24 protein-coding genes are annotated in these 26,518 nt (G+C 68.9%); 14 read left to right on the top strand and 10 right to left on the bottom strand.

The window, feature by feature from the left end:
• Nucleotides 1–61: 61 nt before the first annotated feature.
• The gene (locus OG965_RS03230; protein ID WP_371648894.1) at nucleotides 62–958 is read right to left on the bottom strand and encodes an alpha/beta fold hydrolase; all 897 of its coding nucleotides are present in this window, start codon (nucleotides 956–958) and stop codon (nucleotides 62–64) included.
• A gap of 350 nt (nucleotides 959–1,308) precedes the next feature.
• On the opposite strand from OG965_RS03230, the gene OG965_RS03225 reads away from it, so the two are divergent.
• Both OG965_RS03225 and OG965_RS03220 read left to right on the top strand, forming a co-directional pair.
• Nucleotides 1,309–1,524 carry a DUF6243 family protein gene (locus tag OG965_RS03225; protein WP_371648892.1) on the top strand — a complete coding sequence of 72 codons (216 nt, stop codon included), beginning with the start codon at nucleotides 1,309–1,311 and terminating at the stop codon, nucleotides 1,522–1,524.
• Nucleotides 1,525–1,859: 335 nt separating this feature from the next.
• Nucleotides 1,860–2,558: a 2-phosphosulfolactate phosphatase gene (locus tag OG965_RS03220; RefSeq protein WP_371648890.1), complete on the top strand. Its 699-nt coding sequence runs from the start codon at nucleotides 1,860–1,862 to the stop codon at nucleotides 2,556–2,558.
• Nucleotides 2,559–2,756: 198 nt separating this feature from the next.
• Here the strand turns inward: OG965_RS03220 and OG965_RS03215 are convergent, their stop codons facing one another.
• Nucleotides 2,757–3,737 carry a GlxA family transcriptional regulator gene (locus OG965_RS03215; RefSeq protein ID WP_371648888.1) on the bottom strand — a complete coding sequence of 327 codons (981 nt, stop codon included), beginning with the start codon at nucleotides 3,735–3,737 and terminating at the stop codon, nucleotides 2,757–2,759.
• A gap of 128 nt (nucleotides 3,738–3,865) precedes the next feature.
• Between OG965_RS03215 and OG965_RS03210 the strand changes: the two genes are divergently transcribed.
• Nucleotides 3,866–4,834: an NADP-dependent oxidoreductase gene (locus tag OG965_RS03210; protein ID WP_371648886.1), complete on the top strand. Its 969-nt coding sequence runs from the start codon at nucleotides 3,866–3,868 to the stop codon at nucleotides 4,832–4,834.
• A 563-nt stretch (nucleotides 4,835–5,397) separates the two neighbouring features.
• A complete protein-coding gene (locus OG965_RS03205; RefSeq protein WP_371648884.1) occupies nucleotides 5,398–7,149 on the top strand; it encodes a serine/threonine-protein kinase in 1,752 nt (583 codons plus the stop codon).
• Nucleotides 7,150–7,357: 208 nt separating this feature from the next.
• On the opposite strand, the gene OG965_RS03200 is transcribed toward OG965_RS03205, so the two are convergent.
• Together OG965_RS03200 and OG965_RS03195 are read right to left on the bottom strand one after the other, a co-directional pair.
• Nucleotides 7,358–9,025 (bottom strand): M4 family metallopeptidase, encoded by a 1,668-nt coding sequence (locus OG965_RS03200; RefSeq protein WP_371648881.1) that lies wholly within the window; start codon nucleotides 9,023–9,025, stop codon nucleotides 7,358–7,360.
• Nucleotides 9,026–9,544: 519 nt separating this feature from the next.
• On the bottom strand, nucleotides 9,545–9,769 hold the full coding sequence (locus OG965_RS03195) for a hypothetical protein (RefSeq protein ID WP_371648879.1): 225 nt from the start codon (nucleotides 9,767–9,769) through the stop codon (nucleotides 9,545–9,547).
• A gap of 164 nt (nucleotides 9,770–9,933) precedes the next feature.
• On the opposite strand from OG965_RS03195, the gene OG965_RS03190 reads away from it, so the two are divergent.
• Together OG965_RS03190 and OG965_RS03185 are read left to right on the top strand one after the other, a co-directional pair.
• Complete coding sequence (locus OG965_RS03190; protein ID WP_371648877.1) at nucleotides 9,934–10,227, top strand: hypothetical protein; 294 nt, start codon at nucleotides 9,934–9,936, stop codon at nucleotides 10,225–10,227.
• 391 nt (nucleotides 10,228–10,618) lie between these two features.
• Nucleotides 10,619–11,470 (top strand): MBL fold metallo-hydrolase, encoded by an 852-nt coding sequence (locus tag OG965_RS03185; RefSeq protein ID WP_371648875.1) that lies wholly within the window; start codon nucleotides 10,619–10,621, stop codon nucleotides 11,468–11,470.
• A 33-nt stretch (nucleotides 11,471–11,503) separates the two neighbouring features.
• Here the strand turns inward: OG965_RS03185 and OG965_RS03180 are convergent, their stop codons facing one another.
• Both OG965_RS03180 and OG965_RS03175 read right to left on the bottom strand, forming a co-directional pair.
• Complete coding sequence (locus OG965_RS03180; RefSeq protein ID WP_371648873.1) at nucleotides 11,504–12,790, bottom strand: MFS transporter; 1,287 nt, start codon at nucleotides 12,788–12,790, stop codon at nucleotides 11,504–11,506.
• On the bottom strand, nucleotides 12,787–13,326 hold the full coding sequence (locus OG965_RS03175) for an ArsR/SmtB family transcription factor (protein WP_371648871.1): 540 nt from the start codon (nucleotides 13,324–13,326) through the stop codon (nucleotides 12,787–12,789). The genes OG965_RS03180 and OG965_RS03175 overlap by 4 nt, the downstream gene beginning before the upstream one ends.
• 285 nt (nucleotides 13,327–13,611) lie before the next feature.
• Between OG965_RS03175 and OG965_RS03170 the strand changes: the two genes are divergently transcribed.
• From OG965_RS03170 to OG965_RS03140, 7 genes are all read left to right on the top strand, one after another.
• On the top strand, nucleotides 13,612–14,643 hold the full coding sequence (locus OG965_RS03170) for a hypothetical protein (protein ID WP_371648869.1): 1,032 nt from the start codon (nucleotides 13,612–13,614) through the stop codon (nucleotides 14,641–14,643).
• Entirely contained in the window at nucleotides 14,644–15,399 is a 756-nt protein-coding gene (locus tag OG965_RS03165; protein ID WP_371648867.1) for an SDR family NAD(P)-dependent oxidoreductase, read from the top strand.
• 167 nt (nucleotides 15,400–15,566) lie between these two features.
• A complete protein-coding gene (locus OG965_RS03160; protein ID WP_371648865.1) occupies nucleotides 15,567–16,013 on the top strand; it encodes a hypothetical protein in 447 nt (148 codons plus the stop codon).
• Nucleotides 16,014–16,016: 3 nt separating this feature from the next.
• Nucleotides 16,017–16,757: a DUF6338 family protein gene (locus OG965_RS03155; RefSeq protein ID WP_371648863.1), complete on the top strand. Its 741-nt coding sequence runs from the start codon at nucleotides 16,017–16,019 to the stop codon at nucleotides 16,755–16,757.
• Nucleotides 16,690–18,207 (top strand): hypothetical protein, encoded by a 1,518-nt coding sequence (locus OG965_RS03150; protein WP_371648861.1) that lies wholly within the window; start codon nucleotides 16,690–16,692, stop codon nucleotides 18,205–18,207. The genes OG965_RS03155 and OG965_RS03150 overlap by 68 nt, the downstream gene beginning before the upstream one ends.
• A 307-nt stretch (nucleotides 18,208–18,514) precedes the next feature.
• Nucleotides 18,515–19,432, top strand: coding sequence for a hypothetical protein (locus tag OG965_RS03145; RefSeq protein WP_371648859.1), 918 nt, complete (start codon nucleotides 18,515–18,517; stop codon nucleotides 19,430–19,432).
• On the top strand, nucleotides 19,384–20,514 hold the full coding sequence (locus OG965_RS03140; protein ID WP_371648857.1) for a CHAT domain-containing protein: 1,131 nt from the start codon (nucleotides 19,384–19,386) through the stop codon (nucleotides 20,512–20,514). Before OG965_RS03145 ends, OG965_RS03140 begins: the two co-directional genes overlap by 49 nt.
• A 257-nt stretch (nucleotides 20,515–20,771) precedes the next feature.
• On the opposite strand, the gene OG965_RS03135 is transcribed toward OG965_RS03140, so the two are convergent.
• The 4 genes from OG965_RS03135 to OG965_RS03120 all read right to left on the bottom strand — a co-directional run bounded on the left by OG965_RS03135 (nucleotide 20,772) and on the right by OG965_RS03120 (nucleotide 24,988).
• A complete protein-coding gene (locus OG965_RS03135) occupies nucleotides 20,772–21,071 on the bottom strand; it encodes a hypothetical protein (RefSeq protein WP_371648855.1) in 300 nt (99 codons plus the stop codon).
• 703 nt (nucleotides 21,072–21,774) lie between these two features.
• Nucleotides 21,775–21,975 (bottom strand): cold-shock protein, encoded by a 201-nt coding sequence (locus tag OG965_RS03130; RefSeq protein WP_371648853.1) that lies wholly within the window; start codon nucleotides 21,973–21,975, stop codon nucleotides 21,775–21,777.
• Nucleotides 21,976–22,385: 410 nt separating this feature from the next.
• Entirely contained in the window at nucleotides 22,386–23,453 is a 1,068-nt protein-coding gene (locus OG965_RS03125) for an LLM class flavin-dependent oxidoreductase (RefSeq protein WP_371648851.1), read from the bottom strand.
• A 476-nt stretch (nucleotides 23,454–23,929) separates the two neighbouring features.
• Nucleotides 23,930–24,988, bottom strand: coding sequence for a hypothetical protein (locus tag OG965_RS03120; RefSeq protein ID WP_371648849.1), 1,059 nt, complete (start codon nucleotides 24,986–24,988; stop codon nucleotides 23,930–23,932).
• Between the two features lie 945 nt (nucleotides 24,989–25,933).
• On the opposite strand from OG965_RS03120, the gene OG965_RS03115 reads away from it, so the two are divergent.
• Entirely contained in the window at nucleotides 25,934–26,287 is a 354-nt protein-coding gene (locus OG965_RS03115; RefSeq protein WP_371648847.1) for a beta/gamma crystallin domain-containing protein, read from the top strand.
• Nucleotides 26,288–26,518: the final 231 nt, after the last annotated feature.

Genomic DNA, 26,518 nt, shown 5'->3' with positions numbered 1-26,518 from the left:
CGCCTCGGGGGAGGAGGGCGGGTGTGGCGGATCGCGCGGCGCCGGGAGGAAAGCGGCCCGGCTAGCGGGTCAGCAGGCCGGCGACGGCGTCGGTGAATGCTGCGGGGGTTTCTTGCGGAACGTTGTGTCCCACTCCCGGCAGGAGCCGGTGTTCGTACGGTCCGGTGAAGCAGTCGCGGTCCTGTGCCGCGCTCGGACCGCCTACGCCGTCGTCGCCGCTTTCGAGTACGACGGTGGGTACGGAGATCGGCGGCTGGGCGGCGATGAGATCTTCGAGTTCCTGGTAGCGGGGATCGCCCTCGGCCAGGCCGAAGCGGTGCCGGTAGGAGTGGATTACCACGTCGACGAAGTCGGGATTGTGCAGGCTCGCGGCGCTGGCGGCAAAGGCCGCGCCCGCACCGGCCCAGGTCGGCGACCAGGTGCGCCAGAGCAACTCGCACAGTTCGTCGCGGTTGCGCTCCAGACCGAGGCGCCCGCGCTCGGAATGGAAGTAGTACTGGTACCAGTAGGTGCGTTCCCATTCCGGGGCGGAGGGTTCTCCGGCGTGGGCGAGGTCCTGGATGTTGTAGCCGTCGACCGTGACCAGGCCCCGGACGCGCTCGGGACGCAGGGCGGCGGCGATGCACGCGGCCCGGCCGCCCCAGTCGTACCCCGCGAGGACGGCGCTCTCGATGCCCAGCGCGTCCATGAAGTCGAACAGGTCCTGGGCGAGCGCTGCCTGCTGTCCGGAGCGGACCGTCGCAGCGTCCCGGAACCGGGTCGGCCCGAAGCCGCGCAGATACGGTGCGAGCACGTAGGCGCCCTGGTCGGCGAGGCCCGCGGCGACGTCGTCGAACGCCCTGACGTCGTAGGGGAATCCATGGAGCAGGATCACCGGCGTGGCATCGGGTTCGCCCGCGTACTCGTAGGCGATGTCCAGTACCGGGGTCGCAACCTGTCCTGAGGATGAGAAGGCCATCGTGTGATCATGGCATGGCCCCACCTCGAACTCCCTCGAATTTTTCGGGGCACCCGCACAGGCGCTCGACCGCTCGATCGACACCACAGCCTTTCGGATCGCCATCCGGCGAGGCGGCGCTTGCCGCCGACAAGGCGGGCGAAGCCGCCGAGGCTGTGCCGACGCCGGGGCGGCGAAAAGGTTGGTGCGCGGGGCCGACGGAACCGGGTAAGGTCTTTGTCATGTTCTTCCAAACGCCGATTTACGAGTGAGAGCGTGATGGGCCCCCGCTGACGTCTTTCGACGTCGCCGCCCGCCCGTCCCCCACCGATGAATCCGTAGATCACTCCACATCATTACCGGGAGAACCCGTGACCGTGAGCAAGAACATCAACAACCCCGTGGGCCAGGGCGGCGGCCAGCGCAAGAAGCAGTCCCGCGCCGAACGGCAGAACAACGGCCCGCACCGCAACCTCGACCGCCAGAGCGCCGCCGACCAGAAGGCGGAGCTGGTGCGCAAGATGCGCGAGAAGACAGGCACAGCTGAGGGCGCCGGGCAGGCGGGCGACGACACCGCACAGAGCTGACGCACCGCCGCCGCAGGGCGGCACCGCACGGGGCAGGGCCCGGACCGCGACGCGCGGTCCGGGCCTTGCTGCCGTACCGGGCGCGGCCGGTCCCGCTCAGCTCTCGGCCTACCACCCGCGTCCTCATGTCATGGAGCTGCCTCGGGATCCGTCGAACGTCACGCATGTCCTTGTGGCTGCCTTTCCGGCACGTCTTGCCGGTGTCGTGCAGACGTAGAAGCAACCCGTTGATCACCTGTCTGTGATCCCGCCAGAACCGCTTCGCTGACCGTCATCCCGACGGCAGCCGGATCAATCGTGCCCTGCGGATGATCCAGGGGCGTCAGAATGGTGCGATGGATCATCACTTCGTTGGCATACCGGAGTTGACCGGCGTTCCCCGTGTTGCGGTCGTCATCGACGTCATGCGTGCCTTCACTGTGGCTGCCTGGGCCTTCTCGCGTGGCGTGGAGAGGATCGTCCTGGCCTCGACGGAGGGTGAGGCGCTTGCCTTGAAGGAGAGCCACTCGGGTTGGCTGGCTTTGAAGGACGGAGCTGCGGCAGCGGGCTTCGACGCGGTGAACTCACCTGGCTTGCTCAGGTCCTGCGATTTCGCTGGGCGCACGCTGGTGCAGAAGACGACGGCGGGAACCGTGGGCGCGCTGGCCGTCGCGAACGCGCCGCTGGTCTTGTGCGCGAGCTTCGTGGTGGCCGGCCCGACCGCGCGGTTCCTGCAGGCCAAGGATGCCGGTCCGGTGACGTTCGTTGTCACCGGCGAGGCAGGCCAGGCCGACGAGGACCTGGCCTGCGCTGAATACATTGGTCAATGTATGACGGGAGACGATGTCGAGGCGGCCCCGTATCTCCACCGCGCGAGGACTTCTCGTGCCGCGGCAGACCTCGCCGGTGGGCTGCGGAGCGGATACCACCCAGACGACGTCGATCTCTGCCTGGAAATCGACAGGTTCCCCTTCGCGATGATGGCCCGCCAGGAAGAATCCCTCACGGTGCTCCGTCCCGTTGCGGTGCCTGACATCCCGTCCCATATCCGCTGACCTGCTGGCACTTTGGGCTTTCAGGCGACAGAGCTCACCCGATCAGAGCGCGCTCTGCCGCCCCTGTCCGCGCCAGTCGCCAGGATCCGGCGAGGGGCTCCTCGGTTCTGGTCAGGGGGCCTCAGGTCATTGGGGGAGGGCAGCCGGAATACGCCGGAAACGTGCCGTAAGCCCGGCGGAACGGTGAGTTGCCCGCTGCTACTGGGCTGAACCGTCGGCGAGCGTGGGGCGGAAGGTGCGGCGGTATGCCTGGGGTGTGACTCCGATGGCGGCATGAAGATGCTGGCGCAGGGAGACACCGGTACCGAATCCGGCGCGGTCGGCGACCAGGTCGACCGGCCAGTCAGTGGCCTCCAGCAGGTGCCGGGCCAGGTCGACGCGCTGGCGGATGAGCCACTGGCCGGGGCTGGTGCCGACCTCGTCGCGGAAGCGGCGGGTGAAAGTACGCACGCTGACACCTGCGTGGGCGGCCATGTCGGCCAAGGTGACGGGTTCGGAGAGGCGTTCCATGACCCATGCCTGTGTGCGGGCGGTGCCGGGGGCAGTGGGGTCGGGGACGGGGCGCCGGATGTACTGGGCCTGGCCGCCGTCGCGCCAGGGCGGTACGACGCAGGAGCGGGCGACCTCGTTGGCGATGTCGCTGCCGTGGTCGCGGCGGACGATGTGCAGGCACAGGTCGATGCCGGCGGCTACCCCGGCGGAGGTGAGGATTTCGCCGTCGTCGACGAAGAGGACGTCGGGGTTGATGCGCGCGGTGGTGAACATGCGCTGCAGGCGGTCGGCTTCGCGCCAGTGTGTGGTGGCGGGGCGGCCGTCGAGCAGTCCCGCGGCGGCCAGCACATAGGTGCCGGTGCAGATCGCCACGATCCGGGTTCCTGGGCGGATGGCAGCCAGGGCCTCGCGCAGGGCGTCGGGCAGGCGGCCCTCCTCGCGGATGGGGCCCAGCGCGTGGGAGGGCGGGATGACGACGGTGTCGACGGTGGCCAGCAGGGAGGCGTCGTGGGAGACGGTGAGCTGGTAGTCGGCCTCGGCGCGGACGGGCCGGCCGTCCAAGCTGCACGTGGTCACGGAGTAGAGCCGGTTGCCCGTGCCGTCGCGGGCGGCGCCGAAGATTCGCGCGGGGATACCGAGCTCGAAAGGGACCACGCCATCCAGGGCCAGAACGCCAACGTGGTGCATGACCCGATCCTTTCATTCCTTGACCATCGGGCCACTACTGGGGGGCTGTCCGCCCGGGCAGTCTGGGGACGTGCCCAAGAGAACTGGCACAAACCACAAGCAACCCCTGCTGAAAAGAGCACGCCATCATGGCCCAGGCCACGAACCCCGCGACCATGCGCGCCATCTCCCAGGACGCCGCCGGAGCTCCGGACGTCCTCAAGGTCGTCGAGACGCGGCGCCCGGTCCCGGGCCGGGGCGAGATCCTGGTCCGGGTGCACGCGGCGGGCGTGAACCCAGCCGACTGGAAGACCCGTGAGCGGGGTGTGTTCGCCAATGGCGCCAGGCCGCCGTTCACGCTCGGCTTCGACGTCGCCGGGGTGGTCGAGGTGGTCGGTGACGGGGTGACACTCTTCCAGGCGGGCGACGAGGTGTTCGGGATGCCGCGCTTCCCGCACCCACCCGGTGCCTATGCCGAGTATGTCGCCGCCCCGGCCCGGCACTTCGCCCCGCGCCCCAAGGGCCTCACCCACATCCAGGCCGGTGCCCTGCCGCTGGCCTCGCTGACCGCCTGGCAGGCCCTGGTGGACACCGCGAACGTCCAGCCCGGCCAGCGTGTCCTGATCCACGCGGCCGCCGGAGGCGTCGGCCACCTGGCCGTGCAGATCGCCAAGGTCCGCGGTGCGTACGTCATCGGCACGGCCAGCGCCGCCAAGCACGGACTGCTGCGCTCGCTGGGCGCCGACGAGCTGATCGACTACCGTACCCAGGACTTCACCGAGACCCTCCGTGACGTCGATGTCGTCCTGGACGCCCTCGGCGGCCCCAACTGGGCCCGGTCTCTGCAAACGCTGCGGCCGGGTGGCACGCTGATCTCGATCCTGCCGCTGAACGACACCTTCCCCGCCAAGGAGGCCGAAGCGGCCGGAGTGCGGGCGGTGTTCATGCTCGTCGAGCCCGACCATGCGGGGTTGCGCGAGATCACCTCCCTGGTCGAGGACGGCCGCCTGCGTGTGATCGCCGACGAGGTCTTCCCGCTCGAAGAAGCCGCCCGGGCCCACACGCTGGGTGAGACCGGCCGCACCACCGGCAAGATCGTCCTCTCCGTCGCCTCCTGACCCACCCTGAGCGCCATCACTGCTTCGGCCAGTACCCGTGACGACATCGCCGCGTTCTTCGCCTCCTTCGGCCAGCACCTCGCTCCCGCCGACGAATACGTAGTCGCCACGACCGTCGTCGACGGCGACCACGCCGTGGTCGTCGGCCACAACCGCTTCGGGGCGCCGGTTCTGCGGCCAGGTCGCAGCGGCGGTAAGCCGGGGCCTTTCTGGCCCCTCAGCCGCACAGCAACCTTTTCCCACTTCATGCAGGCCAGAGGCCGATCCCAGGAACAGGTTCCCGCGTCGCGTGCAGGCGCCTGCTGATCAAGTCCTGGCGGCGCTGCCGAGTTGCGGCGCCGCCAGGTCCTGGTCTGCTCAGCCTGCTTGTCTTCCTTGCAGCCGCCGAAGACCGGCGTGTTCGGCGCGGCCCGCCTGACTGGCGCGACCGCGCGCGAGGCGGCGGCAGGGCGCTGCCGAGGCGCGCGGCCACCGCGGGCTTCGATAGGCTCGGCGCCGTAAGCGCCGAGTAAAGGGACATGCGGGGGCAAATTGTGACGGATCAACAGCATCAATCGGTCCGTGTGAGCGGAGCGGACGGTTCGGCAGCGGATCTGGGAGTCTTCCAGCCGCTGGCCGAGGACGACCCTCGCTCGGTGGCCGGATATCTGCTCAGTGCTCGGCTCGGTGCCGGTGGCATGGGCAAGGTGTACCTCTCCTACACGCCCGGCGGGCGGCCCGTCGCGATCAAGGTGATCCGCCCCGAGTTCGCCGAAGACCCCGACTTCCGTCGCCGGTTCCAGCAGGAGGTACGGGCCGCGCAGCGCGTGCAGGGCCTCTACACCGCGCCCGTGATCGACAGCGACACCGACGGCCCGCACCCGTGGCTGGCCACGGCGTACGTCCAGGGGCCCTCCCTGCACGCGGCCGTCGCCGCGCACGGCGCGATGCCGGTGGCGACCGTTCTGCTGCTCGTGGCCGGGATCGCCGAGGCGCTTCAGGTCATTCACCAGGCGGGCATCGTTCACCGCGACCTCAAGCCGTCCAATGTGCTGCTCGCGGTCGACGGGCCGCGCGTCATCGACTTCGGCATCGCCAGGGCCGCGGACGCCACCGCGCTCACCGGTACGGGCGTCAGCGTCGGGACCCCGTCCTTCATGTCGCCCGAGCAGGCGGCCGGGACGAGCTGCACGGCGGCGACCGATGTCTTCGCGCTCGGCCAGATCGCGGTCTTCGCCGCGACAGGTGCCGCGGCCTTCGGCGACGGGTCCTCGCACGCGGTCCTCTACCGGATCGTGCACGAGGACCCGGATCTGTCGCGCCTGCCGGACGAGCTGCGGGAGATCGTCACCGGCTGCCTCAGCAAGGACCCGGCGCACCGGCCGTCCCCCGCCCGCATCATCGAGATGTGCGGCCGGGCGTCCCAGGACCCGGCGCTGCGCCGCCCGGACGGCTGGCTGCCCTCCTCGTACGCGGCCGATCTCACCCAGGCGGCCGCACCGACCCCGCCGCCGCAGCCGGCACACCCGCCGACGCAGGCGGCCACGGCCGCACCGCCGGCGCACCCCCCGACGCAGGCCGCCCCGCACACGCCGCCGCCTGTGTACCCGCCGACCCAGCCCGCGTATCCGCACCCCGTACAGCCGCAGTCGGTTCACGCTCCCGTGGCGGGGACCGTCGCGGGTCATCCGGCGGGGGCGGTGCCGCCGCAGCCGTCCCGCAAGCGGAACCGTGCCGCACTGGTCGTCGCGGGAGCGGTCGCCGCTGCGCTCATCGGCGTCGGCGCGTACCTGGTGGGGCAGATCACCGGCAGCGACTCGGACGGCGGTCAGGACAGCAAGAAGGACGCCAAGAAGGACAGTTCGTCGTCGCAGCCCGGCGCCGCGGCTTCGGGAGCGGGCGCCGGCAGCGGAAACAGCAAGGCCCCGGCGGCACCGAAGGCAGCCGTGTACAACAACATCAGCATTCCCATCGGCTACTCCGTGAAGTTCGCCGACGAGCCGCCCCAGCCGCAGAAGCTGGACGTGTTCTACGACGGCGACTTCGGCTACGCGGCCGACATGGTCAACGGTGACGCCCTCGCCACCAACCAGTCCAAGAACACCATGGCTCTGCTTGACTCCGGCGAGCCGGGTTCCTTGGCCGGCTGCCGGGCCAACACCCGTTACGCCACGTCCATCACGAAGGACAAGCTCGGCAAGGGCTCCCGGATCTGCGTGAAGACCGGCTCCGGGCACTACGGCCTGGTCACCGTGCGCGGCTTCGCACCCAAGGAGTCACCGAGCCAGTTCGTCGGCGTGGACCTCACGGTGTGGCGCAACGCGGCCACCTCCTGAACGCGCGTGCCCACAGGGGCGGAGCGCCTCTCGTGAATCGTCAGGCGTGTTGACTGGATGGGCTGCTGCACCCCGAACTGGGCGCCCGCAGCCGTCTGTTCGTGTCCCGGGGGCTACGAAAGTAGCCCGCGGGACACACCTCAACCCGGCGGTATCGCGGCAGCGCCGCACCGGTTCCACACCGGTGCGGCGCTGCGTGGTTCAGGGGTCAGGCCTTGACGTTCACCCCGGCCCAGGCGGCGTCCACGGCCTTGACCTCGGCACTGTTCGCGCCGTAGAGGTCGGTGGCTGCCTTCAAGGTGCCCTGACGGGCACCGTGGTAGTCGGTGGTGGACGTGAAGTACGTGGTCAGCGCCTTGTACCAGATCTGCACCGCCTTGTCGCGGCCGATGCCGGTGACAGTGGAGCTGTCCACCGTCGGGCTGTCGTAGTGCACACCGTTGATGTCCTTCGCGCCGCTGCCCTCGGACAGCAGGTAGAAGAAGTGGTTGGCGACACCCGAGGAGTAGTGCACGTCGAGGTTGCCGACGCCGGCGCTCCAGTAGTCGGCGGAGCCGCGGCCGTCCTTGCTCGGCTTGTCCTGGTAGCGCAGCGGCTTGCCGTTGCCGAAGATGTCGATCTTCTCGCCGAGCAGGTAGTCGCCCTTGTCCTGGGCGTTGTTCGCGTTCCACTCCACCGCGGTGCCGAAGATGTCGGAGGTCGCCTCGTTCAGGCCACCGGACTCGCCGGAGTACTGCAGGTTCGCGGTGGCGGAGGTGACGCCGTGGCTGAACTCGTGGCCGGCCACGTCGAGCTGGGTCAGCGGGTGCTGGTTGCTCGCGCCGTCACCGTAGGTGATGGTGAAGGACTGGTCGTCCCAGAAGGCGTTCTGGTAGGCGTTGCCGTAGTGGACGCGGGAGACCGGGGCCCGGCCGTCGTCCTTGATGCCGTTGCGGTGCAGGACGTTCTTGTAGAAGTCCCAGGTCTGGGCGGCACCGTAGGCGGCGTCCACGGCGGCGGTCTGGTTGTTGGCGGGGCTGCCGGTGCCCCACTTGTTGTCCGCGTCGGTGAAGACGGTGCCCTTGCCGCTCGTCTTGTGCTTGAGGTCGACGGTGCTGGAGCCGCCGCGCACGCTGTCGACAAGGGAGTAACCCGTCGATGCCTTGGTGGTGTTGAGGCTGACGGTACCGCTGTACTGGCTTGCGCCGGTGCCGACGGCGCCGACCTGGGAGCCGCCCGGCGTGGCGGCGGCGGAGCCGCCCTTGGTGGTGATGCCGTCGGCTATGTCGTTGATCAGCTGGATCTCGTACAGCTTCTTGCCCGTGTTGGCGTCGGTGATGACGCGCAGTCTGCTCGGGGTGACGCCGTCGTGCTGGGTGCCGGTGACGACGGTCTCGTAGGCGAGGACGGGCTTGCCGTCGGCGGCCCAGATGACCTTGCGGGGGGCGTCGCCGGTGGCGGCACCCGTGGTCTTCGCGGCCGTGGCGGCCTTGACCGCAGCGGACGTGGCAGCGGTCGGGGTCTGCTTCGGGGTGAGCGAGGCGACCTTGATGGCGGTCTTGACGGCCTTGGTGACGTCCTTGACGGAGCCGTCGGCGGCACGGTGGACGATGAGGTCGCCGCCGAAGACCGGAAGACCGGCGTAGGTGCGCTCGTAGCGGGTGTGGACCGTGCCGTCGGCGTCCTTGATGACGTCCTTGACGACCAGCTCCTCCTTGGCACCGAGGCCGAGCGCCTGGGCGGTGGCCGCGACGGAGGTGCCGTCGTGCTGCGCCGGAGCGGCACCCGCTGATGCGGTGGCGGCACCGGCGGCGAGCAGGGCACCGGTGAGGACGGCGGCGCCGGACGTGAGGGCGAGACGGCGCGCCCTGCCGCCGGTGGGGGAGAGCGAGGACATGGGGATTCTCCAGAGAGTCATGGGGAGTTGGGCGGGATCGCCGCCCAACGGTTCAAGGAGGAACTGCCTTGATGGGCAGGGACACTCTCAGGCCGCCGCGCACATGTCACGTGACACAAAAGGGGGTTCGGCTGCTCATGCCGGATTTGCCGCCCGCCTCTTCACGGGAAGGACAAGGCCCCGATACGCGCGGACACGGCTGAGACAGGAATCCGCAACACGCTTGAAAGGAGTCCTACGGCGCATACGAGGCCCCCGCGCCGCTCGTCCCCTTCAGCGGCATCCCACAGAAGCCCCCGCCTTGACGCAGGGGTACGTGCTCGCGCCTGCTCCCATACCCGACAACTGCCCGGGCTGTGCGGCCCGATCCACTCGGTATACCGGTTCCGAGCCGTGCCGGGTACGGACCACTCACCCTCAACTGCCGGACCACCCGCACTGAACTCCAACACGGAAACACGGAGGCGCCCACGGGCCGCGAGCTCGCCGCGACCGTGGGGGTGTCCTCGTCGGTGAGCGTCACCGTCGCACCTGCGTGCGGGGCAGCTCCTTGAGGGCGACCCGGGCTGCGGGGGTTCCCGCCGGGGTCTGCCAGAACGGGTGCGCGGTGATGCGCCGCGACAGCTCCAGCAACTGGCGACGCTGCGCGGCCCCGCCCTCCGCCGTGGTGGCGAGCTGCCCGTAGACGGCGTACCAGGCCGTCTGGGCCATCAGGAGATCGTGGGGGAGGGCGTACCGGCCCATGTCTCCAGTAGATCGTACGTTCGATTGTCGAGGCAGCCGCTGGTTGCCAGAGACCGAGCGACTGGTGCCTGCATCGTGAGCAAATGCGACCTGTGTCCTGCCATGCCAGGCTGATCGAAGCCCTTCAATACTCACCAGGAGTGATCGCTGTGACACACAAAGGCATGGGAAAGAAGAAGATGCACGCCCCGTCGGCCGACGGCTCGACCAAGGTCAAAGCGGTTGGCTCCGCCCACGAGGGGCAACCGAAGCAGAGTCGAGAGAGCATCAAGCGGGAGTTGGCCTCCGCCGAGGACATGAAGAACATGAGCATGGACGAACGCCCGGCTCACCGGTCGTCCAAGGTCAAGGTGGGGAACGCTGTCGATGAAGGGCAGCTGAGGCGGCGCCGGAAGCAGGCCAAGGAGCAGTTGGCCTCCGTCGAAGACATGAAGAACAAGAGGATGGACGAACACTGACGGGGTGTCGCCCCAAGCAGGTGACCGCGCGACGCCCCGGCCGTACCTCAAGTCAGGGCGTCGCGTCGGCTGCCATGAGGTGAGGTCGGCAGCGCCAGGGGCTCATGGCCTCCGCTCGCGGCGGCGATGCCGTGTCCCGAGTGGCCAGCTGTCGGTCGACGCGGTGGCCAACCAGGAATCGACGCCGAGCGTCGACCTGCGGTATCCGCCGAGCTGAGCGCGCTACCTGGTCAGGTAGCGCGCTCAGTCACACGACGACCGATAGATGGCCATCACGATTCTTGGTTGGCCACCTACGTAGTGCGCCCGGGCGTGTACTCGCCGGGCATTGCACCGCCCGATGCGCGAGAGTGGTCCGGGGGATGCACCCAGCCATGAGAGAAGCATCGAAATGCCCGAACCCGTTGCTTTGTCCTACGAGGTCCTCGTCTCGGACGGCGTTCCCAGGAAGATCGATCTGCGGCTGCCGAACGGAGACGAGATCGTCTCCTCGCCGATTTCGTCCACCCTGATCTACGGGGAGCGAGACGCGGTCCTGGTGGACCCGCCACTGACCCACAGCCAGATCGCGCAGGTCGTTGAGGGCGTGGCGCGCTCCGGCAAGCGGCTCGCGTTCGTGTACATCACCCACGGCCATCCCGACCACTGGTTCGGAACCGCGACGCTGTTGGAGCAGTTCGAGGGCGCCGACACCATCGTGTACGCCACCGAGGGCACCATCCGGCAGATGTGCGAACAACTCAAGGGTAAAGAGGAGGGGTTCGCGAAGTCCTTCCCCCAGGTCCCGGAGAACACCCCCGTCCTCGCCGTCCCCGTGCCGGCCGAAGGTTTCCGGCTGGAGGGCCAGGTTCTGCGCGCGGTTGAGACCGGCCACACCGACACGGACGACAGCTCTGTACTCCACGTGCCCTCGATCGGCCTCGTCGTCGCCGGAGACGTTGTCTACAACGGCGTGCACCAGATGATGCTCGAAGGTGGCAACGGCGGTCTCCAGGCGTGGCTCGACGGAATCGACCGGATCGCCGCACTGAACGCGCGCCATGTGGTCGCCGGCCACAAGAACAGGGACCTGCCCGACGACCCGAAGATCCTTGACGAGACCCGCCAGTACCTGCGCGACACGATCCGGCTCCTCGCCGAGGAGCCGACCCCGCTGGAGTTCTTCGACCAGATGATGGAGCTCCACGGTGACCGGATCAACCCGGGACCGCTGTGGTACAGCGGTCTGGGCCTGCTCGCCTGACCCTCAGGACTGGCTCAACGACCTCGCGGAGCCCTAAATGGCACCCTCCTGAACGGGATCCTTGGATTCCTGGTGATCTGGATCATCGGCTGGGGCGGCGGCACGCAGCGCCGCCTCGACGTGGCGGTTGCTGGTCATGGTCGCCGTGACGGCGGTCATGGTGAGGAGGAGGCCGGCGGCGGTGTAGAGCGGGGTGCGTACGTCGTAGGTGGTGGCCAGCCAGCCGCCGAGGAAGGCGCCGAACGGGGCGGCGCACATGGAGAGCATGCGGGAGGTGGAGGCGACCCGGCCCATCAGGTGGGCGGGGACGATCGACTGCCGCAGGGAGGGTGCGAGCACCATCGTGGCGCCCATGCCCGCTCCGCAGACGGCGAGCGCGAGCCCGGCCACGTACGGGTTCGGGGCGGCGGCAAGGCCCAGGATGGCGAGTCCCTCGACTGCGGCCGTGCAGGTCAGCGCGGTGCCGGTGCCGAGTCGTCGGCCGAGGAAGGAGGCGATGCCCGCGCCGAGCAGACCGCCGGTGGCCTCCGCCGTGAGGAGCAGGCCGAAGCCGAAGGTGTCGATGCCGAGGCGGTCGTGCGCGAAGAGGGCGAGTACGGTCTCCACGGCGATGAAGGCGATGTTCCCGACCGCCGGACGCAGCGCGAGCCCGAGCAGCAACCGATCCCGGAATACGTAGGAGGCGCCGGCCCGCGCCTGCCGCAGCAGCGACTCACGGGCCTGCGGTACGGGCCGGGGTGCGGCGGGCAGCGACCGTACGAGCAGTGCGGAGAGCGCGAACGACACCGCGTCGGCGAGCAGCGGAACCGCCCGCCCGAGCGTGAGCAGGGCACTGCCCGCAGGCGGCCCCGCGAAGCCGGACGCGGCGGTCTGGGCGCCGCGCAGGCGGGAGTTGGCGCGCTCCAGGAGTACGGGGTCGCGGCCGAGCAGATCCGGCAGATAGGCCGTGGCGGCCGTGTCGAAGAAGAGTCCGCCGATGCCGAGCAGGAAGGCGACGGCCGCGAGCAGTGGAATGCTCAGCACGTCGAGCGCGGCCGCTGCCGCCGGTATCGCGAGCAGCACCGCACGCGCCGCGTCCGCCACCCACATCGTGCGCCGACGGTCCCAGCGGTCCACCAGCGCACCGCCGAGCACCCCGAAGAGCAGCCACGGCAGCGTTCCGGCGGCCGTGACGACGGCGAGCGCCATCGGATCCCGGGTCAACGTCAACGCGAGCAGCGGCAGCGCGGCATGCGACACCCCGTCACCGAGCGAGGACACCGTCTGAGCGGTCCACAGCCGTCCGAACCCGGTCGGCAACTTCCGAACGTCTGAAGTCACTTGGCGTCTCCTTCGGCCTGCGCGGGCGATGTGGGGTGGAACAGTGCGAAGACGAGTGACGCGTCCGGCAGCGAGGGGTCGGACAGCTCCCGGTACTCGTCCGCCAGTGCCTGCAGCCGCGCCCCCAACTGCGCGAACTGCTCGTCGGTGAGCCGCAGATGCGCCATCCGTACGTGCCGCTCGCCGTCCGCCGGCGCTGCCTCCAGGTCCGCCACCGCATGCCGCATCAGCACATCGGGGCCTCCCTCTCCCGGATCCGGCAGCTCGATCGACCGCGCGGCCATCGCGTAGTACCGCTCGGTGACCCCCCGCACCTTCCGCGTCCGTACCACCTTCACCAGGCCGGCCCGCTCCAGCAGCCGTACGTGGTAGCTGGAACTCCCTTTCGCCAGGCCCACTCGCTGGGCGATCTGAGTAATCGTCGCGGGCTCGAAGCGGAGCACGGCCATGATCCGGTGACGCGTGAGGTTGGAGACGGCGCGTAGCTGCTCGTCAGTGGTGACGTGGAACGTCTCGGGAAGATCATCGGTAGGCATGGTCCCAATGGTCAACGTTTCTTGACCATTAGGCAAGGGGTTTTGTTCGGGCTTCCGAAATCGGCTGTCCAGAACTCGGCATGCGCCCGAGTCGGCGGGATCCGGCCACTTCCCGGATCCCGGGTGCTACCTGCCTCCTCACCTGTGAACATTCATCACGGACACGTCAAGTGCACTGCCATCACACGGCGGAGGATTCATGACCCGTACGGCGCCGTCACCCCCAGCCCTCCCCGCACCCAGGGACCGCTGCCCCCTGGAGGGATTTCAGAGGGCGGCTGTGCGGTGACCGGACTCCGCGTGCTCCAGATACCCGAGACCTGCGGTTGGAACGACTACGTCGCACTCCAGGAGAGCCACCTCGCAGCCCAAGGGGCCGTGGTGCTGCGCCCGGGTCTGTGCCGCGACGAACCAGGGTTCGCCCCCGGAGACCTCTCCCATCTGGTCGGTGCGGTGCCGGACATCGTGCACCTGCACTGGCCGGAAATGCTGGCCAGGTTGCTCGGCGACGCCGAGGCGATCGCCCTCCTGCGGGAGTTCGCGGCCAGGGGCGCGCGTCTGGTCCAGACGGTGCACGACCTCGCCCCTCATGAAGAGGGGACACACGGCAATACCGGGTTCATTGACGAGGTCGACTCGCTCACGCACGGCGTCCACTTCTTCACCAAAGAGCACGAGTTGGCCGCACGCCGGATCCGCAGCCGCCTGCCCGGCCCGGCGCTGCACCTGCCCCACCCCAGATACCCCCAACTTGTCCCCGACCGAGGGGGATCCCTGTACGGCGCGACGATCGGCTGCTTCGGCCGACTGCGCCCCTACAAGCGGACCGCCGCCTTCGCGCAGGCGTTCGTCCGGCACGCCACCGGGGAGCAACTGCTCCTGATCGCTGGATACCCGGACGACCCGGCCACCCACCACGCCCTGACCGAGATCGCGGCCGCCCACGACCGGGTCCGTTACCTTCCGGGCTTCCACCCCGGGTCCGAGTTCGTGCGGCTGCTGGAGCAGGTGGACTGGGTGGCGCTGCCCTACCAACGGGTGTGGTCCAGCGGCGTGTTGGTGGCCGCGGCGCAGCAAGGCCGCCGCATCCTGTCACCGCCACCGGTGGGATCGGACGCCTACGGGCCGGCGCTCGACGATTGGCAGATCGTCGAGCCGTGGGACGACGATGTGGCCGTGTTGCGCTGGCAGGAGGCCCTGACCGTCCCGCCGGAGGGGCAACGGATGGTGAGCGGGCCGGGAGCACTGACCCTGCCGCAGTGGGACGAGGCGGCGGGCGCCCTGGACGACTTCTACCACCGAATCCTGGCGGCCTAGATGGTTCACCGCATCGTCGTAGGAGCGGCCGGTTTCATCGGCCGCCCGCTCGCCGCACACCTCGCCGCCCAGCAGGGACGCCTTCTCCTCATCGACTCCGAACCGGCCGGGCCCCCTACCGGCACGGTGCGGGGATGGCACGCCGTCGACTGCCGCACGGAACGCTTCACGCAACTGGTCGACGAGTTCCTCGACGGAGCCGAACGCGTGGAGCTCTTCCACGCTGCTGGACGGGTACCCCACCTCGCGCGGATCGCCGCCAACGACGTAGCGGCCTTTCGCGCGGCGATCGAGGACAACCTGGTGACCACCTACGCGGTCCTGCGTACGGTCGCGGAGGCCGCGGCAGCCCACCGCGTACCGGGCGCCATGCTCGTCCTCGGCTCGGTCGGCGGCACCAGGGCACACCGCTACAAGGCCGGCTACGACGCGGCCAAAGCCGCCACCGAAAGCCTCACCCGCAGTTTCGCCCTGGAGTACGGCCCGCTCCGCATTTCGACGCGGGCCATCGCGATCGGGCCGATCGATGACTCCTCGACCACCTCTGCCGACGGGGTACACCTCGACGCCCTCGTCCGCGACGTCCCCCTACAGCGCTACGCGACCCTCGCCGAGGTGGTCCACGCCGTCGCGGTGCTGGCGACACCGGTCTTCGACTTCGCGAACGGCGCGACCTACCTCTTCGACGGGGGCCTCGCTCAGCAACTCCGCTCCGAGGCCATCGAACGACCTCCTGAGGACTTGGGAGCCCGCTGAGTCACAGGAGGATGCCAACGCTGGGCTTTGCCCGGTCCGGGTGCGCTGCTGCGAGCTCGGCGAGGATGGCGTGCTTCCCGCGGTTCTGTGCTCTCCTGGCTGGTCGTTCCGGGCTTGCTCCCGTCGTCGATGTCCGCCCGGCGCATCCACTTCCACAGCGTCATCGCGTGAACCCCGAAGTCGGTGGTCACCTGCTCGACCGTCACGCCCGGGCCGCGGTTCCTCGCCACCCGCACGACGTCCTGGCGGAACTCTTCCGGACAAGGCTTGGGCACAGCGACATCCTTCCCAACCGTCCTACAGGGCAAGCCAGTTCGGATGTCACCCGACCGTGCAGCAGACCCTGCTCCTATTTCTGTGAGGGGCTTGTCGTGTGCGGCGTTCCCTGCCAATCGGACGCGATACTGGTGCGAGGCTGGATCATGGCCCGGGCGGTGGGGGAGATGACGAGACGCATGGGTGATCTGCCCGACGACTTGGAGACGTTGCTCGACGACAACGACGTTCGCGGGCAGGCGTTCGCGCCGGGGGCAGAGATTCCCCAACCGATCCATGTCCCAGACGACGTTCAGGGGCCCCAAGGCGACGATTCGACCACGGACGAAAGCTCTTGATCGATGCCGGCGACGTTCACCAGCCTGCTGCTGTTCATCGTCCTGCTCGCACCAGGGTTCACCTACGCGGCCGTCCGGGACCGGCACCGTCCGGAGCGGACCTCGTCGGCGTTCCGGGAGACCTCGCGCGTGGTGCTCGCGAGCGTCGGGTTCAACGCCGCGGCGCTGGTCTTCTTTGCCTGCGTACGGATCAGCGCGCCTGGCCAGACCCCGGACGTGGGTCGGATCGTCCGTGACCGTGGTCCCTACGTTCGCGCGCACTACGCCGAGACCATCACGTGGACGGCTGCGGTGCTGCTCCTCGCGGTGCTGTTCGCGGTGCTCGTCGCGCGGCTTCTTCCGCGCCGGACATCCGCGGTCAACCCGGAGTCCTCGGCCTGGTGGGTTCTTTTCGACATGAACGCCCGGGCCAACGGCACCGAGTGGATCCGGGTGGGATGCGAGCTGGTCGACGGCTCCTATCTGGCCGGACAGGTTCATCACTACTCCCCGAATCCGGAAGAGACCGGCGACCGCGAGCTCGCGCTCGGGCCGCCGTTCGAATACCGGCCGGCTCCGGACGGCGAACAGCGGGACCTCACGGACACGCACCGCGTCGTCGTCAGCGCACGGCAGATCAAGTTCCTTGGCGTGACCTACTTCAGTCGATCCGGGGGTTCGGGTGGGAGCGACGGAGATGGCCGGACGGCTGCGCGCGGTCCTGGACCGGCACCGGGTGAACAGCGAGCTCGGCGAACTCCTTGACGCACCCGCGCTGGAGGTCGCGCAGGCTCTTCTCGATCTCGCGGAGCGTGGCGAGGCCGAGGTCCGGGCGATCGCCGTCCTCGGAGAGTTCCACTGGCGCCGCTTCCAGGTTCTCGGCTTCGAGCGCGGGGAGCCGGACTTCGATCGGGCACAGTTCCTCCTCCAGACCGCGCTGCAACAGGATCGGGATTCCCTGCCGGAGGAACTCCGGACAGAAGTCACCCCTGGCCTGGTGGACGGCTGGCAGCGCATCGTGGAGCGCACATCAGGGGAGGCGCCAAACCGGGGAGATGTGCTGCTGGGCCTGGCCAGCGCCCTGTACGCCCGCTATCAGGCCACCTTCCGCCTCGATCACCTCGATGAGTCGCTCGGCACGGTTCGTGCGGCTCTCACGGCGCTGCCGCCCGATTCCGAACGCCGGGTGCCAGGTCTCCTGCAGTTGGAGAGCCTGCTGGTTCACCGTTTCGTCCTGGCACACGAGCTGGACCTGGGCCAGGCGATCGAAACCTGCGAGGAAGGCGTCCCGCTCACGAAGCCAGGAGACGGCCAGCGGGCGGCACTACTCAGCGATCTGGGCATGCTCAAGCGAACGCGCTTCAAACACACTGGCGTACCAGCCGATCTGATGAGCGCGATCCACCATGGCCGGACGGCACTTGAGGCGGCTCCGCCTCAGACCGAGCAGTGGCAGGAAGCGGCCCGTGAACTGTACGCCTCGGTAAAGCTGTGGGCATCTCGGATCAACGAACTCCCCGATTCGGAGGGAGGCGACCGGGCGGCCCTGTCGGCATTCCTGAACGATCTGCGGGAACGGCATGGCGCCCTCTTCGTCATTCCTGATGCCATCGATTTCGCTGAGCATGCCGACCATGCCTCACAGGTCGCGGACGCCACCCCGCCAGACGACCCGGACGCCGGGCTGAGGTACTGGGCCGCGGGCGCGGGCGCGATGGAGCGCTTCGCCCGGAATGGTGCACGCGTCCGCGTCGACATCGAAGAGGCGGTGAGGCACTTCCGGGTAGCGCTCGCGTCCGTACCGCAGCAGGACCTCACGGCGGTCCGGGCCCAGCTCGGAGCAGCTCTCCTTCGACGAGATCACCCCGAGGATCTCGACGAGGCGATCGACCTGCTCCGCGTCGTGGTGGCTTCCGATCCCGACCCCGGATCTCCCAAGGTGGGGCAGGATCTCGCGGCGGCTTGGAGCAACCTCGGAAGCGCGCTCTGGACTCGATACCGCCGCCGCCGCTCGACGGACCTGGACGGCGCGATCGAAGCATTGAGCAAAGCGGCCGACCTCCTTCCTGAGCACGAGCGGGACTCGCGTCGGCAGGTTCTCGGCCTGCTGACGACTCTCCTCGCCGTCGCCGCACAGCTGCACGACGATGAGGAACGGTTCCAGGCAGCACTGGCCATCATCCGGCGGGAGCCGGGTGTGGCGGGAGCACCTTGACGAACAGGTTCGGCAGCAGCTGACTGAAGAGCTGGCAAGGCTGGCATTCCGCTGCGCCCGCGACCACGATCTCGACGGCGCGATCGCGGACATGGGCGTCGTGGCCCAGACCGCCGCCAGCGGGAGCACGGAGCGCGCGGACTTGTACGACACACTCGGCCAGTGGCTGGGGCAGTGATACGAGCGGACCGGGGACGTCGCCGACCTGGACCGGGCGGAGGACTGTTACCGGCGGGCCCTTGGGCAGGCACCCACCGAAGTTCCCCTCCGGGTCTCTTACCAGGCTAATCTCGCCGTCACACTCAAGATGCGCTACGACGCACTGGGTGCGGCGGAGGACCTGGAATCCGCCATCAGGGCGAATGACGTCGCCGTCCGGTCGGCGCCGCCCGACCATCCAGAACGAGGGACCCTACTCGCCAACCGGGGGGTCTACCGGATGGAGCAGTTCTCACTGAGCGACGATCCCGGCGACCTCGACCTCGACGTCGCAGTCGCCGCGCTGACAGAGGCCGTGGCCGTCACCCCCCTGGGCTCGTCTCACGCGGACTTCAACAACAACCTCGGGAACGCACTGCAGCGTCGGTTCGAGCGGACCGCCGACCCGGCCGACATCGACCGGTCGATCACTGCGCTCCGGACGGCCTCGGAGTCCCCGGCGGCGCCGGACGAGGCCCAGGCCACGTACCTCAACAACCTGGGCATAGCACTGCGACGGCGCTTCCGGCACCAGGGCGACCTGGAGGCGTCCATCGACGCACATCGGCGCGCGGTCGAGCTGCGCGACCCCGGCGTCCCGGAGTGGGCGAAGGACCAGTCGGGTTACGCCACCGCGTTGCGGGAACGGTTCAAGACCACCGGTGACCCCACCCATCGGGACGCGGCAGTCGCCGAGTTCGCCAAGGTCGTGAAGCGAGCCGACGCGATGGCAGTGGTGCGGATCCGCGCGGCCCGGGCCGCGGCGAGACTCACCGTCGAACACGATCCCGGCCGCGCCGCCGACTTCCTGGAGGAAGCCGTTCAACTGCTGGAGACCGTCGCACTACGCCGGTTGGACCTCAAGGACCGACAGCGCTCGAAGAACTGCGTGCCGAACTCGGCCGTGAGAACGTGTCAGCCGCGGACCGCCGACAACTCGACGCGCGGCTCCGCGAGACGCTGGTCGAGGTCCGTGCCATGGACGGGTTCGGCGAGTTCGGTCGCCGGCTCAGCCTTGCCGAACTGAAACGCCAAGCCGCGGAGGGACCCGTTGCTGTTTTCAATATCAGCTCATACGGCAGCGACGCCATCCTCCTGACCAGGCGCGGGATTCGCTCCCTGGAGCTTCCGCGCCTCACGTTGAAGACCACGGCCGAGAAATTCAAGATCCTTCTTCGCGCGCAACCAGGATGGCCGGACGTCCAGGAGCCCGGCCAGGGCATGAGCGACGTGCTCACCTGGCTGTACGAGGCCGCGACCGGCCCCGTACTCGACGCCCTCGGCCTCGGGCCCGTGCACGAGGACGACGAGAGGGAGTGGCCTCGGGTCTGGTGGGTCCCGACCGGCTTGCTCGCCCTGTTTCCGCTGCACGCGGCGGGCGACCACACCTCAAGTGGCCGGTCGGTGCTCGATCGCGTGGTGTCGTCCTACACGCCGAGCGTGACCGCGCTCTGCCACGCCCGGGAACGGCGCCGACGTCCCGCCGCGCACGTCGGCCTGATCGTCGCGTTGCCGCAGACTCCCGGCCCTCTGGATGATCTGCCCGGCGTGGCGGCCGAGGCGCGGGAGATCGCGCGAATGATTCCGCAGCGCCTTCTTCTCGATTCCGGCAATCCGGCGGGCGAACAGCCGGAGAAGGAGAACGTCCTGCGGCACCTCCGCCGCTCCACGATCGCCCACTTCGCCTGTCACGGCGGCGCCGACGCGGAGGATCCTGTGCAAAGCCGGCTCTTTCTCGCCGACCACGAGACCGAGCCACTCACGGTTGGCAGCCTACTGCCGCTCGATCTGCGCGACGCACAGCTGGCCTTCCTGTCCGCCTGCCGGACCTCATTCATAGCGAAACTGTCCCAGCTGGACGAGTCACTGCACCTGGCCGCAGCCTTCCAACTGGTGGGCTACCCCCACGTCGTCGCAACGCTCTGGAACGTCGGCGACGGAGCCGCGGCGTGCTTCGCGTTCTGGTTCTACGAAGCGTTGTGCACCTGGGACCGGAATCTCGGGGTCGAAAACTCGGCGCACGCGGCCCACAGGGCGACCCGGCTGCTCCGCGAACGTTTCACCGACGACCCGACGCGCTGGGCCGCCCAGGTCTACTTCGGCGCCTGAGACCGACTTCCAACCGAAACGGCGGCACGACCACAACGGAGGGCAGGGTCACGTTGATCGCGTCCAGGACCTCGATCGGGGCTCCGGCGGCCTGGGCGGCGGCATCGAGGGCCATGTGGAGATGGAAGCCGGCGTGCTGAGGGCGCAGCCCCGGGGCGGGCGGCTGCCCCGCCCGCCGCCTACCCGCCGGGGAACAGTGGAGGGCTCCGGCGGCGTGTCCACCGGAGCCCTCTGATACGTGGTGTCCGCGCGTTGGTTCAGACGGTGTACGCGGTCCAGCCGATGGTCTCGGCGGTGTGCTTGCCGTCGCTGCTGACGCCTCCGCCGAAGATCTCATTGAGACGGATGAGGAACCCGGTGTTGCTCACGTCGTGCAGCCGGATGCCAGGGGTTTCCGGGCCGTTGAAGGTCTGCACCGTGGTCTGCACGATGATGTCGGAGCCCGGCGGGAAGGGGGTCGGGAAGTCGACCCGCGTGAAGGTGTTGGTTCGGGCGGCGACCTTCTCCGTGGGATTGTCCGAGCTCAGGACCAGCTTGCCGCTCTGGATCATGCTCATGGCATTGCCCCTCGTTCCTGGCCTCCGAGGAGACGCCGGCCGGCGCCCTCGGTCTGCTGCCTTGGGGTGCTGATTCAAGCGTTACGGGCGATACACCTGTAAGTGGCTTTCCCGACAGATCCGGCGTACATGGCGAGGGGAATATGGCGCGTTCGGCTTTATCGGGGAAGTCGTCGATCTGGGACACGGCCCTCGCCCGATGCGGGTCACCTGCCGATTCCGGCCGTGGAGGCCGTTGGCCGAGCTACTGGTGGATGACCCTCTCGGCGGTCATTCGACGCCCCACTCGGCACGGCTCTGTATCTGCACCGGGACCGGATCGGCGCCGGAGCCCGAAACGGAGGGGCCCAGCACGTCGCCGGACACCACCAGGGCGTACGCGCGGGCGAGCTGTTCCAGCGCTGAGGACGCCTGCCCCGCAGACTTCTCTGCGACATGCCGTGCTTCCCGGCCGCTGGCCAGCAGGAGTGCATCGCGGGCGTCAGCGGCTGCGGCGACGTCAACCGTGGTACTCGTGCTCGCAACCCGGTCAACCGTGGGCGCGGTGGCCGAGCCTGGTCAGAACGACCCAACGGTTGTCCTGTCGCCCGGTCCCGTGGAAGACGTAGGGAAGGTTGAGCAGTCTCGCTGACCCTTGCGTGCCGTAGTGCGGAAACGCCTGGCGCCCCGCACTGGTGGTGCGGGGCGCCAAGCATCGGATTCGTCAGACGACGCGGACGTTGTCGGCCTGGGGGCCCTTGGGGCCCGCCCCGACGTCGAACTCCACCTTCTGGTTCTCCTCCAGCGAGCGGTAGCCCTCCGACTGGATCGCGGAGAAGTGGACGAACACGTCCGGCCCGTCGTCCTGGGATATGAAGCCGAATCCCTTTTCGGCGTTGAACCACTTCACCGTGCCTGTTGCCATGCTGCTCCCCTTCAAGGATGACGGCGCCGCCAGGACGGGGGCAGAACCGTCACTGATCAGCGCACATGACGCAAGGTACGGGCCCGACCACCAACCGCGATATGAGGAACTCGGCCACCACAAGCTTCGCTTCGGCCGGAAACCGATGCGGCTCAAAGTCCGATGAGATCGCTCAGCCTTGATGCGACAGGACAACGGTCGACGTCACAGGGTGCGACCACGGCGGATAGTTGGTCAGCCGCAGCCAAGAAGCCCCAGGTCAACGCCTCCACTCCGGACTTGGCTGCCGAACCCCCCGCAGAAGTCCACGCCGAGTACGAAGAGTTGCAGGCCGCGGCGGGCAGGGCGATGGCAAAGTCTTGGTGATCCTGGAGGTGTGCAGGTCATGGACGTGCGGCGGGCGGGTCTGCTCAGGTGAGGAGTTTCGCGAGCTGGGCCATCTCGGTGGGTGGGTCGATCACCGGCTGGATGAGGAGTTCGTCGATGCCGGCCTGTTCCAGGGTGGTGATGCGCGCGAGGAGGTCGTCGCGGGTGCCGATCAGGGCCAGGGTGTTCATCAGCGAGGGCAGAACCAGGTCCCGGTCCTGCGGTGCGATGCGCCCGAGGTAGTTGGGGTAGAGCTTGGTGTGCCGGTCCGGCGCGGTGGCGGTGGTGCCGCGCCGGTCGAGGAGTCGCCGCACCGCCTCGCGTCCCTCGGGGCCGAGTTGATCGGCGAAGGCGGGTGTGTCGGCGGCTGTGTCGGCGGCGAAGGCCAGCAGCGACAGGACGAGTTGGCCGGTCGCGTCCCGGGCCGCGTCGCCGTGGGGGTCCTCGTCCTGGTCGAGGATGTGGAGCGAGGTGACCACGTAGGAGTCCGTGTGGGAGTCGGGGTCGTGGGGTGTGTCCTGGGCGGCGTGGCGGCGGGTGTCGTGCAGCGCGTGCCAGGCGGTGGGGTCCAGCAGGCCGACGGAGATGAGGCCGGTGCCGCGGCGGCCGGCGACGGCGGCGGCCTTCGGTCCGAGCAGCGCGGCCACGACGAACTCGATCGGGTCGGCGGTGTTCACGTGCGCCCCGGAGTGCAGGAACCGGATGTCGCGGACCCGGTCACCTTCGCGGTACTCGGTCGAGCGTCCGGCGCACAGGTCCTGCAGTGCGGCGGTGAAGTTCTCCATCCTGGCCGCCGTGGTCGGCCGCATGCCCAGGGTGCGCCGGGCGGTGTTTCCGGTGCCGACGCCGCAGATGATCCGGCCCGGTGCCAGGGCGTTGAGGCTGGCGAGCCCGCTCGCGGCGGCCGGGGCCGAGCGCAGCGCCGGTGAGGTCACGCCAATGCCGAGCCTGATACGGCTGGTGGCCTTCGCACACAGGCTCAAGGCGACGAAGGGATCACCATGGACCATCGGGGTGTCGGTGACCCAGAAGCTGTGCAAGCCCAACTCCTCGGCCCGCACGGCGAGATCTTCCACACCGGGCTGCGCGGCGACAACGACGCCAGCACGCATCAAGCCTCCAAGGTATGAGGATCGAGTCGAACCTGCTCAGCATGGCAGGTCCCGGCACAGGGCCGCTGCGGAGTCGCGTGATCTCGTAGCGTCGCAGGGCGGGGTGGCCGCGCCGGACGCATCGAAGCCCCGTTGATGCAGATGACCTTCCCAAGTCGTCTGCCTGCAACGGAGCTTCAATCTGGAGCTGGACTTTCCTGGCGCGGTCCAGGCCGCCCGGATCATGCGCTTTGGCGCGAACGCCAGAACCGGCCGACTCACCCGTAAGACGATCTACGCGATCACCGACTTGCCCTGGACGCAGGCGTCGCCGCGGCAGCTCGGCGAACTGGCAGGTCGCAGGCATCTGAGGCCACCCCACATCCTGACCCGCTCCGCACGGTCCACGTAGCCGGCACGGCGTGGCCTCCCGGCGGTCGCCGGCCACACTGTCCGAAGTCCCGTCAGCCGCGCCCTGAACGACCGCGCTTCTGCCTCTAGTCCCCGCCACCGCCGTCTCCACCGCCGCTGTCTCCGCCGCCTCCATCGCCGCCGCCCCCGTCTCCGCCGTCGGAGCCCCAGCCGTCCGAGCCGCCCGGTTCGTTGTCGTCGCCGCCGCTGCCCAGGTTGCTGAACCAGGGGCGGTCCCAGGAGTCGTCGGTGGCGACCGGCTCGCCGGTGGTGGTGTGCGGACGCTGGAGCCGGAAGCGGGCCGTGCCCGTGGTGTCGCCCAGGCCAAAGGCGACCGCGAAGGCCTGGGCCATGACAGCGTCCAGCGGGTCCGGGCTCTCGTAGTGCACGGGCGCCAGGGGCAGCAGCACCGTTTCGGGGTCGAGGTCGGGGCGGCGCGGCGGTCGCTGTATCAGGGCGACCCGCTGCTCGTTGCGCAGCAACCAGGAGCTCGTGTGGTCCGCCCGTCGCAGCTCCCAGACGCCCTGGGGCAGCTGCGCCCGTGCGTAACTCTTGGACTTGCGCAGCTTCTTCTTCAGGACGAGGCCGGCCGGTACGTCCCCGACGGTCATCCGAAGCCCCTGCGCCTGGTCAGCGGTGCTGCTCAGGAAGCCGTGCGGCGCCCGTATCCGTACGGGTGGAGCGCCCGGCCCCCACACGTCCACGCGTACCAGTCGGCGGTCCACCGCCACGCCTATCTGGCCGACGGGTCCGTGGGCGTACCGTCGGGCCATCCACAGCGGCACGTCCTCCGCCCGCGCCCGCTCGGCCAGGGCGTTGAGCTGCGCGGACCCGCCACAGTGCCGTACCGCCAGTTCTCCCAGCTTCTGGGCGAATTCGGCTGCCTGGCGTACTTTCACGGGAGTGGTGGTGCCGGTGATGCGAGTGACCGGGATGACGCCACTGCCTGCGACCAGCCGGTCCAGCGGACGTTCCGTGCCGCCTCCGCCGAGCCAGTGGCCGCGCTGGAACGCCTCGGCCATGGCCGGCAGGTTCAGCTCGCTCAGCGGCGTGACCTTTCCGCCGCGATGAAGGTCTTCCTCCGTCAGCTCAACGGTCCGCGCCAGCGGATTCCACGACCGTTCCGTATAGAGCGCCTGGCTCATGCCCTCTCCCCGTGTCCGTGCAGTACAGCGACCGAGCCTATCGAGCCTCAGGACGCATTCGCACAGCGTCCGGTTTCCGGAACCCGCGGACACGGCCGGCGGCTGACCTGGGCGGTGTCAACGGCCCGCGCCGACCTGGAGCAGCTGGGTGGCCCGCGTGTGTTGCACCGGTCGGTGGAAGCTGATGTACCGGCGGCGGGCCTGTGATTGCGCTGCCGGGCGGCAATTGTGCCTGCAGGTCTGCCCGTTCAGCCCTTTGTCAGCGAGGTGCATGGTCTGTACAAGGAGTAGGGGGCGTAGCGAGGGGATGTGTTTTGCATGCGAAGGACGAGCGGGACAGGGCCGCGTGACCGCGTTGCGTATCGAGCCCGGTGCAGCGCACCGATGGCCAAGAGCTGCAGTGGCAGCAGTGGCACAGATGGTCCCGCCCAGTGGCGCGGCGGGAGCCCGGCACCTCCGCGAACCGGCCGCTCGCCGCTGTGGTGACCGCGCACCCACTCCACCCGGGTGGCTCGCATGTACAGCGCCCCCCTGGCCGAGGGGGGAAGAGACAGAGGTTGGGCACCGTACGGGATCAGGAATCCGGTCCGAAGTACGCGAAGCAGGGGGAGGGGACGGTAGGCCCGACTCCTTGCTGGACGACGTAATGGACCTGGATATTCAAGAGAGCGTCGACGGTCTCCCAAACGAAAGGGCGACGGATACCTGAGATTGACACGGGACAACCCGTGCAGTCTCGATCAAGACATTTGGGGGAGTATTCCGGCCCAGAAGGCTGTGGATGATTGCCATGTGCAGCTGCCTTGCGTGATATTCGTAAGGCAAGTCCGAGAGATGAGACTACGGAAGGGTTGCACGGAGGCAAGCAGAGGTATTTTTGGCAAGCCTTCATATGCGCGGCCGTGACGTGGCCTCCCCGTTCGAGCATCGAATGAAGGAGAACTTGTGATCTCAAAGACGAAGAGAGTTGCCCGTTCCGTGATCGTGGCGTTAGCAGCCACCACGGCGGTCACGGTTGCCATGCCCACGGGCAACGCGTTCGCTATCGACAAGGTCGAGTGCCGTGGCGGGGAGAACTTCCTGAAGATCTGGTCGCACCTGGACAACCGCTCCAGCGTGGACTGCTACGCCAACAAGGGCCGGAAGTCCTTCGGTAGCTGGTGGGTCGACCGCATCTCGACGGGCAACAACGATCTCATCTACTACGACGTAAACGGCGACTCGGTCCGCATTAACCGGTGGACGGACATCACCTTCCCGCACCGTCCCCCGCGGGTCAAGGACATCGAAATCCTTTAACGGGAGGGCGGTAGCGTCCCGGGTAGGCCGTGCCGACTCGCGTCCTTTGCGGGGCCAATCTCTTTCCTGCGTAGAACTGAATTCCCTGTCGGGATGAATTCTCTCCTGTCCGGCTGACCGATGCAGGCCACACGATTCCTGTGTGGCCTGCATCGGCAGGTTCCTCAAGATTTCCGGGGTCCAGGGTCGCGGGCGGGCGGGCCGGACTTCGCCGCCGTCGGATAACGACCC

Origin of the sequence: Streptomyces sp. NBC_00224 (genome assembly GCF_041435195.1) — a bacterium.
Classification (GTDB): Bacteria; Actinomycetota; Actinomycetes; order Streptomycetales; family Streptomycetaceae; genus Streptomyces.
Note: the sequence above shows the minus strand (reverse complement) of the source record. Positions and strands in the feature narration are given on the sequence as shown.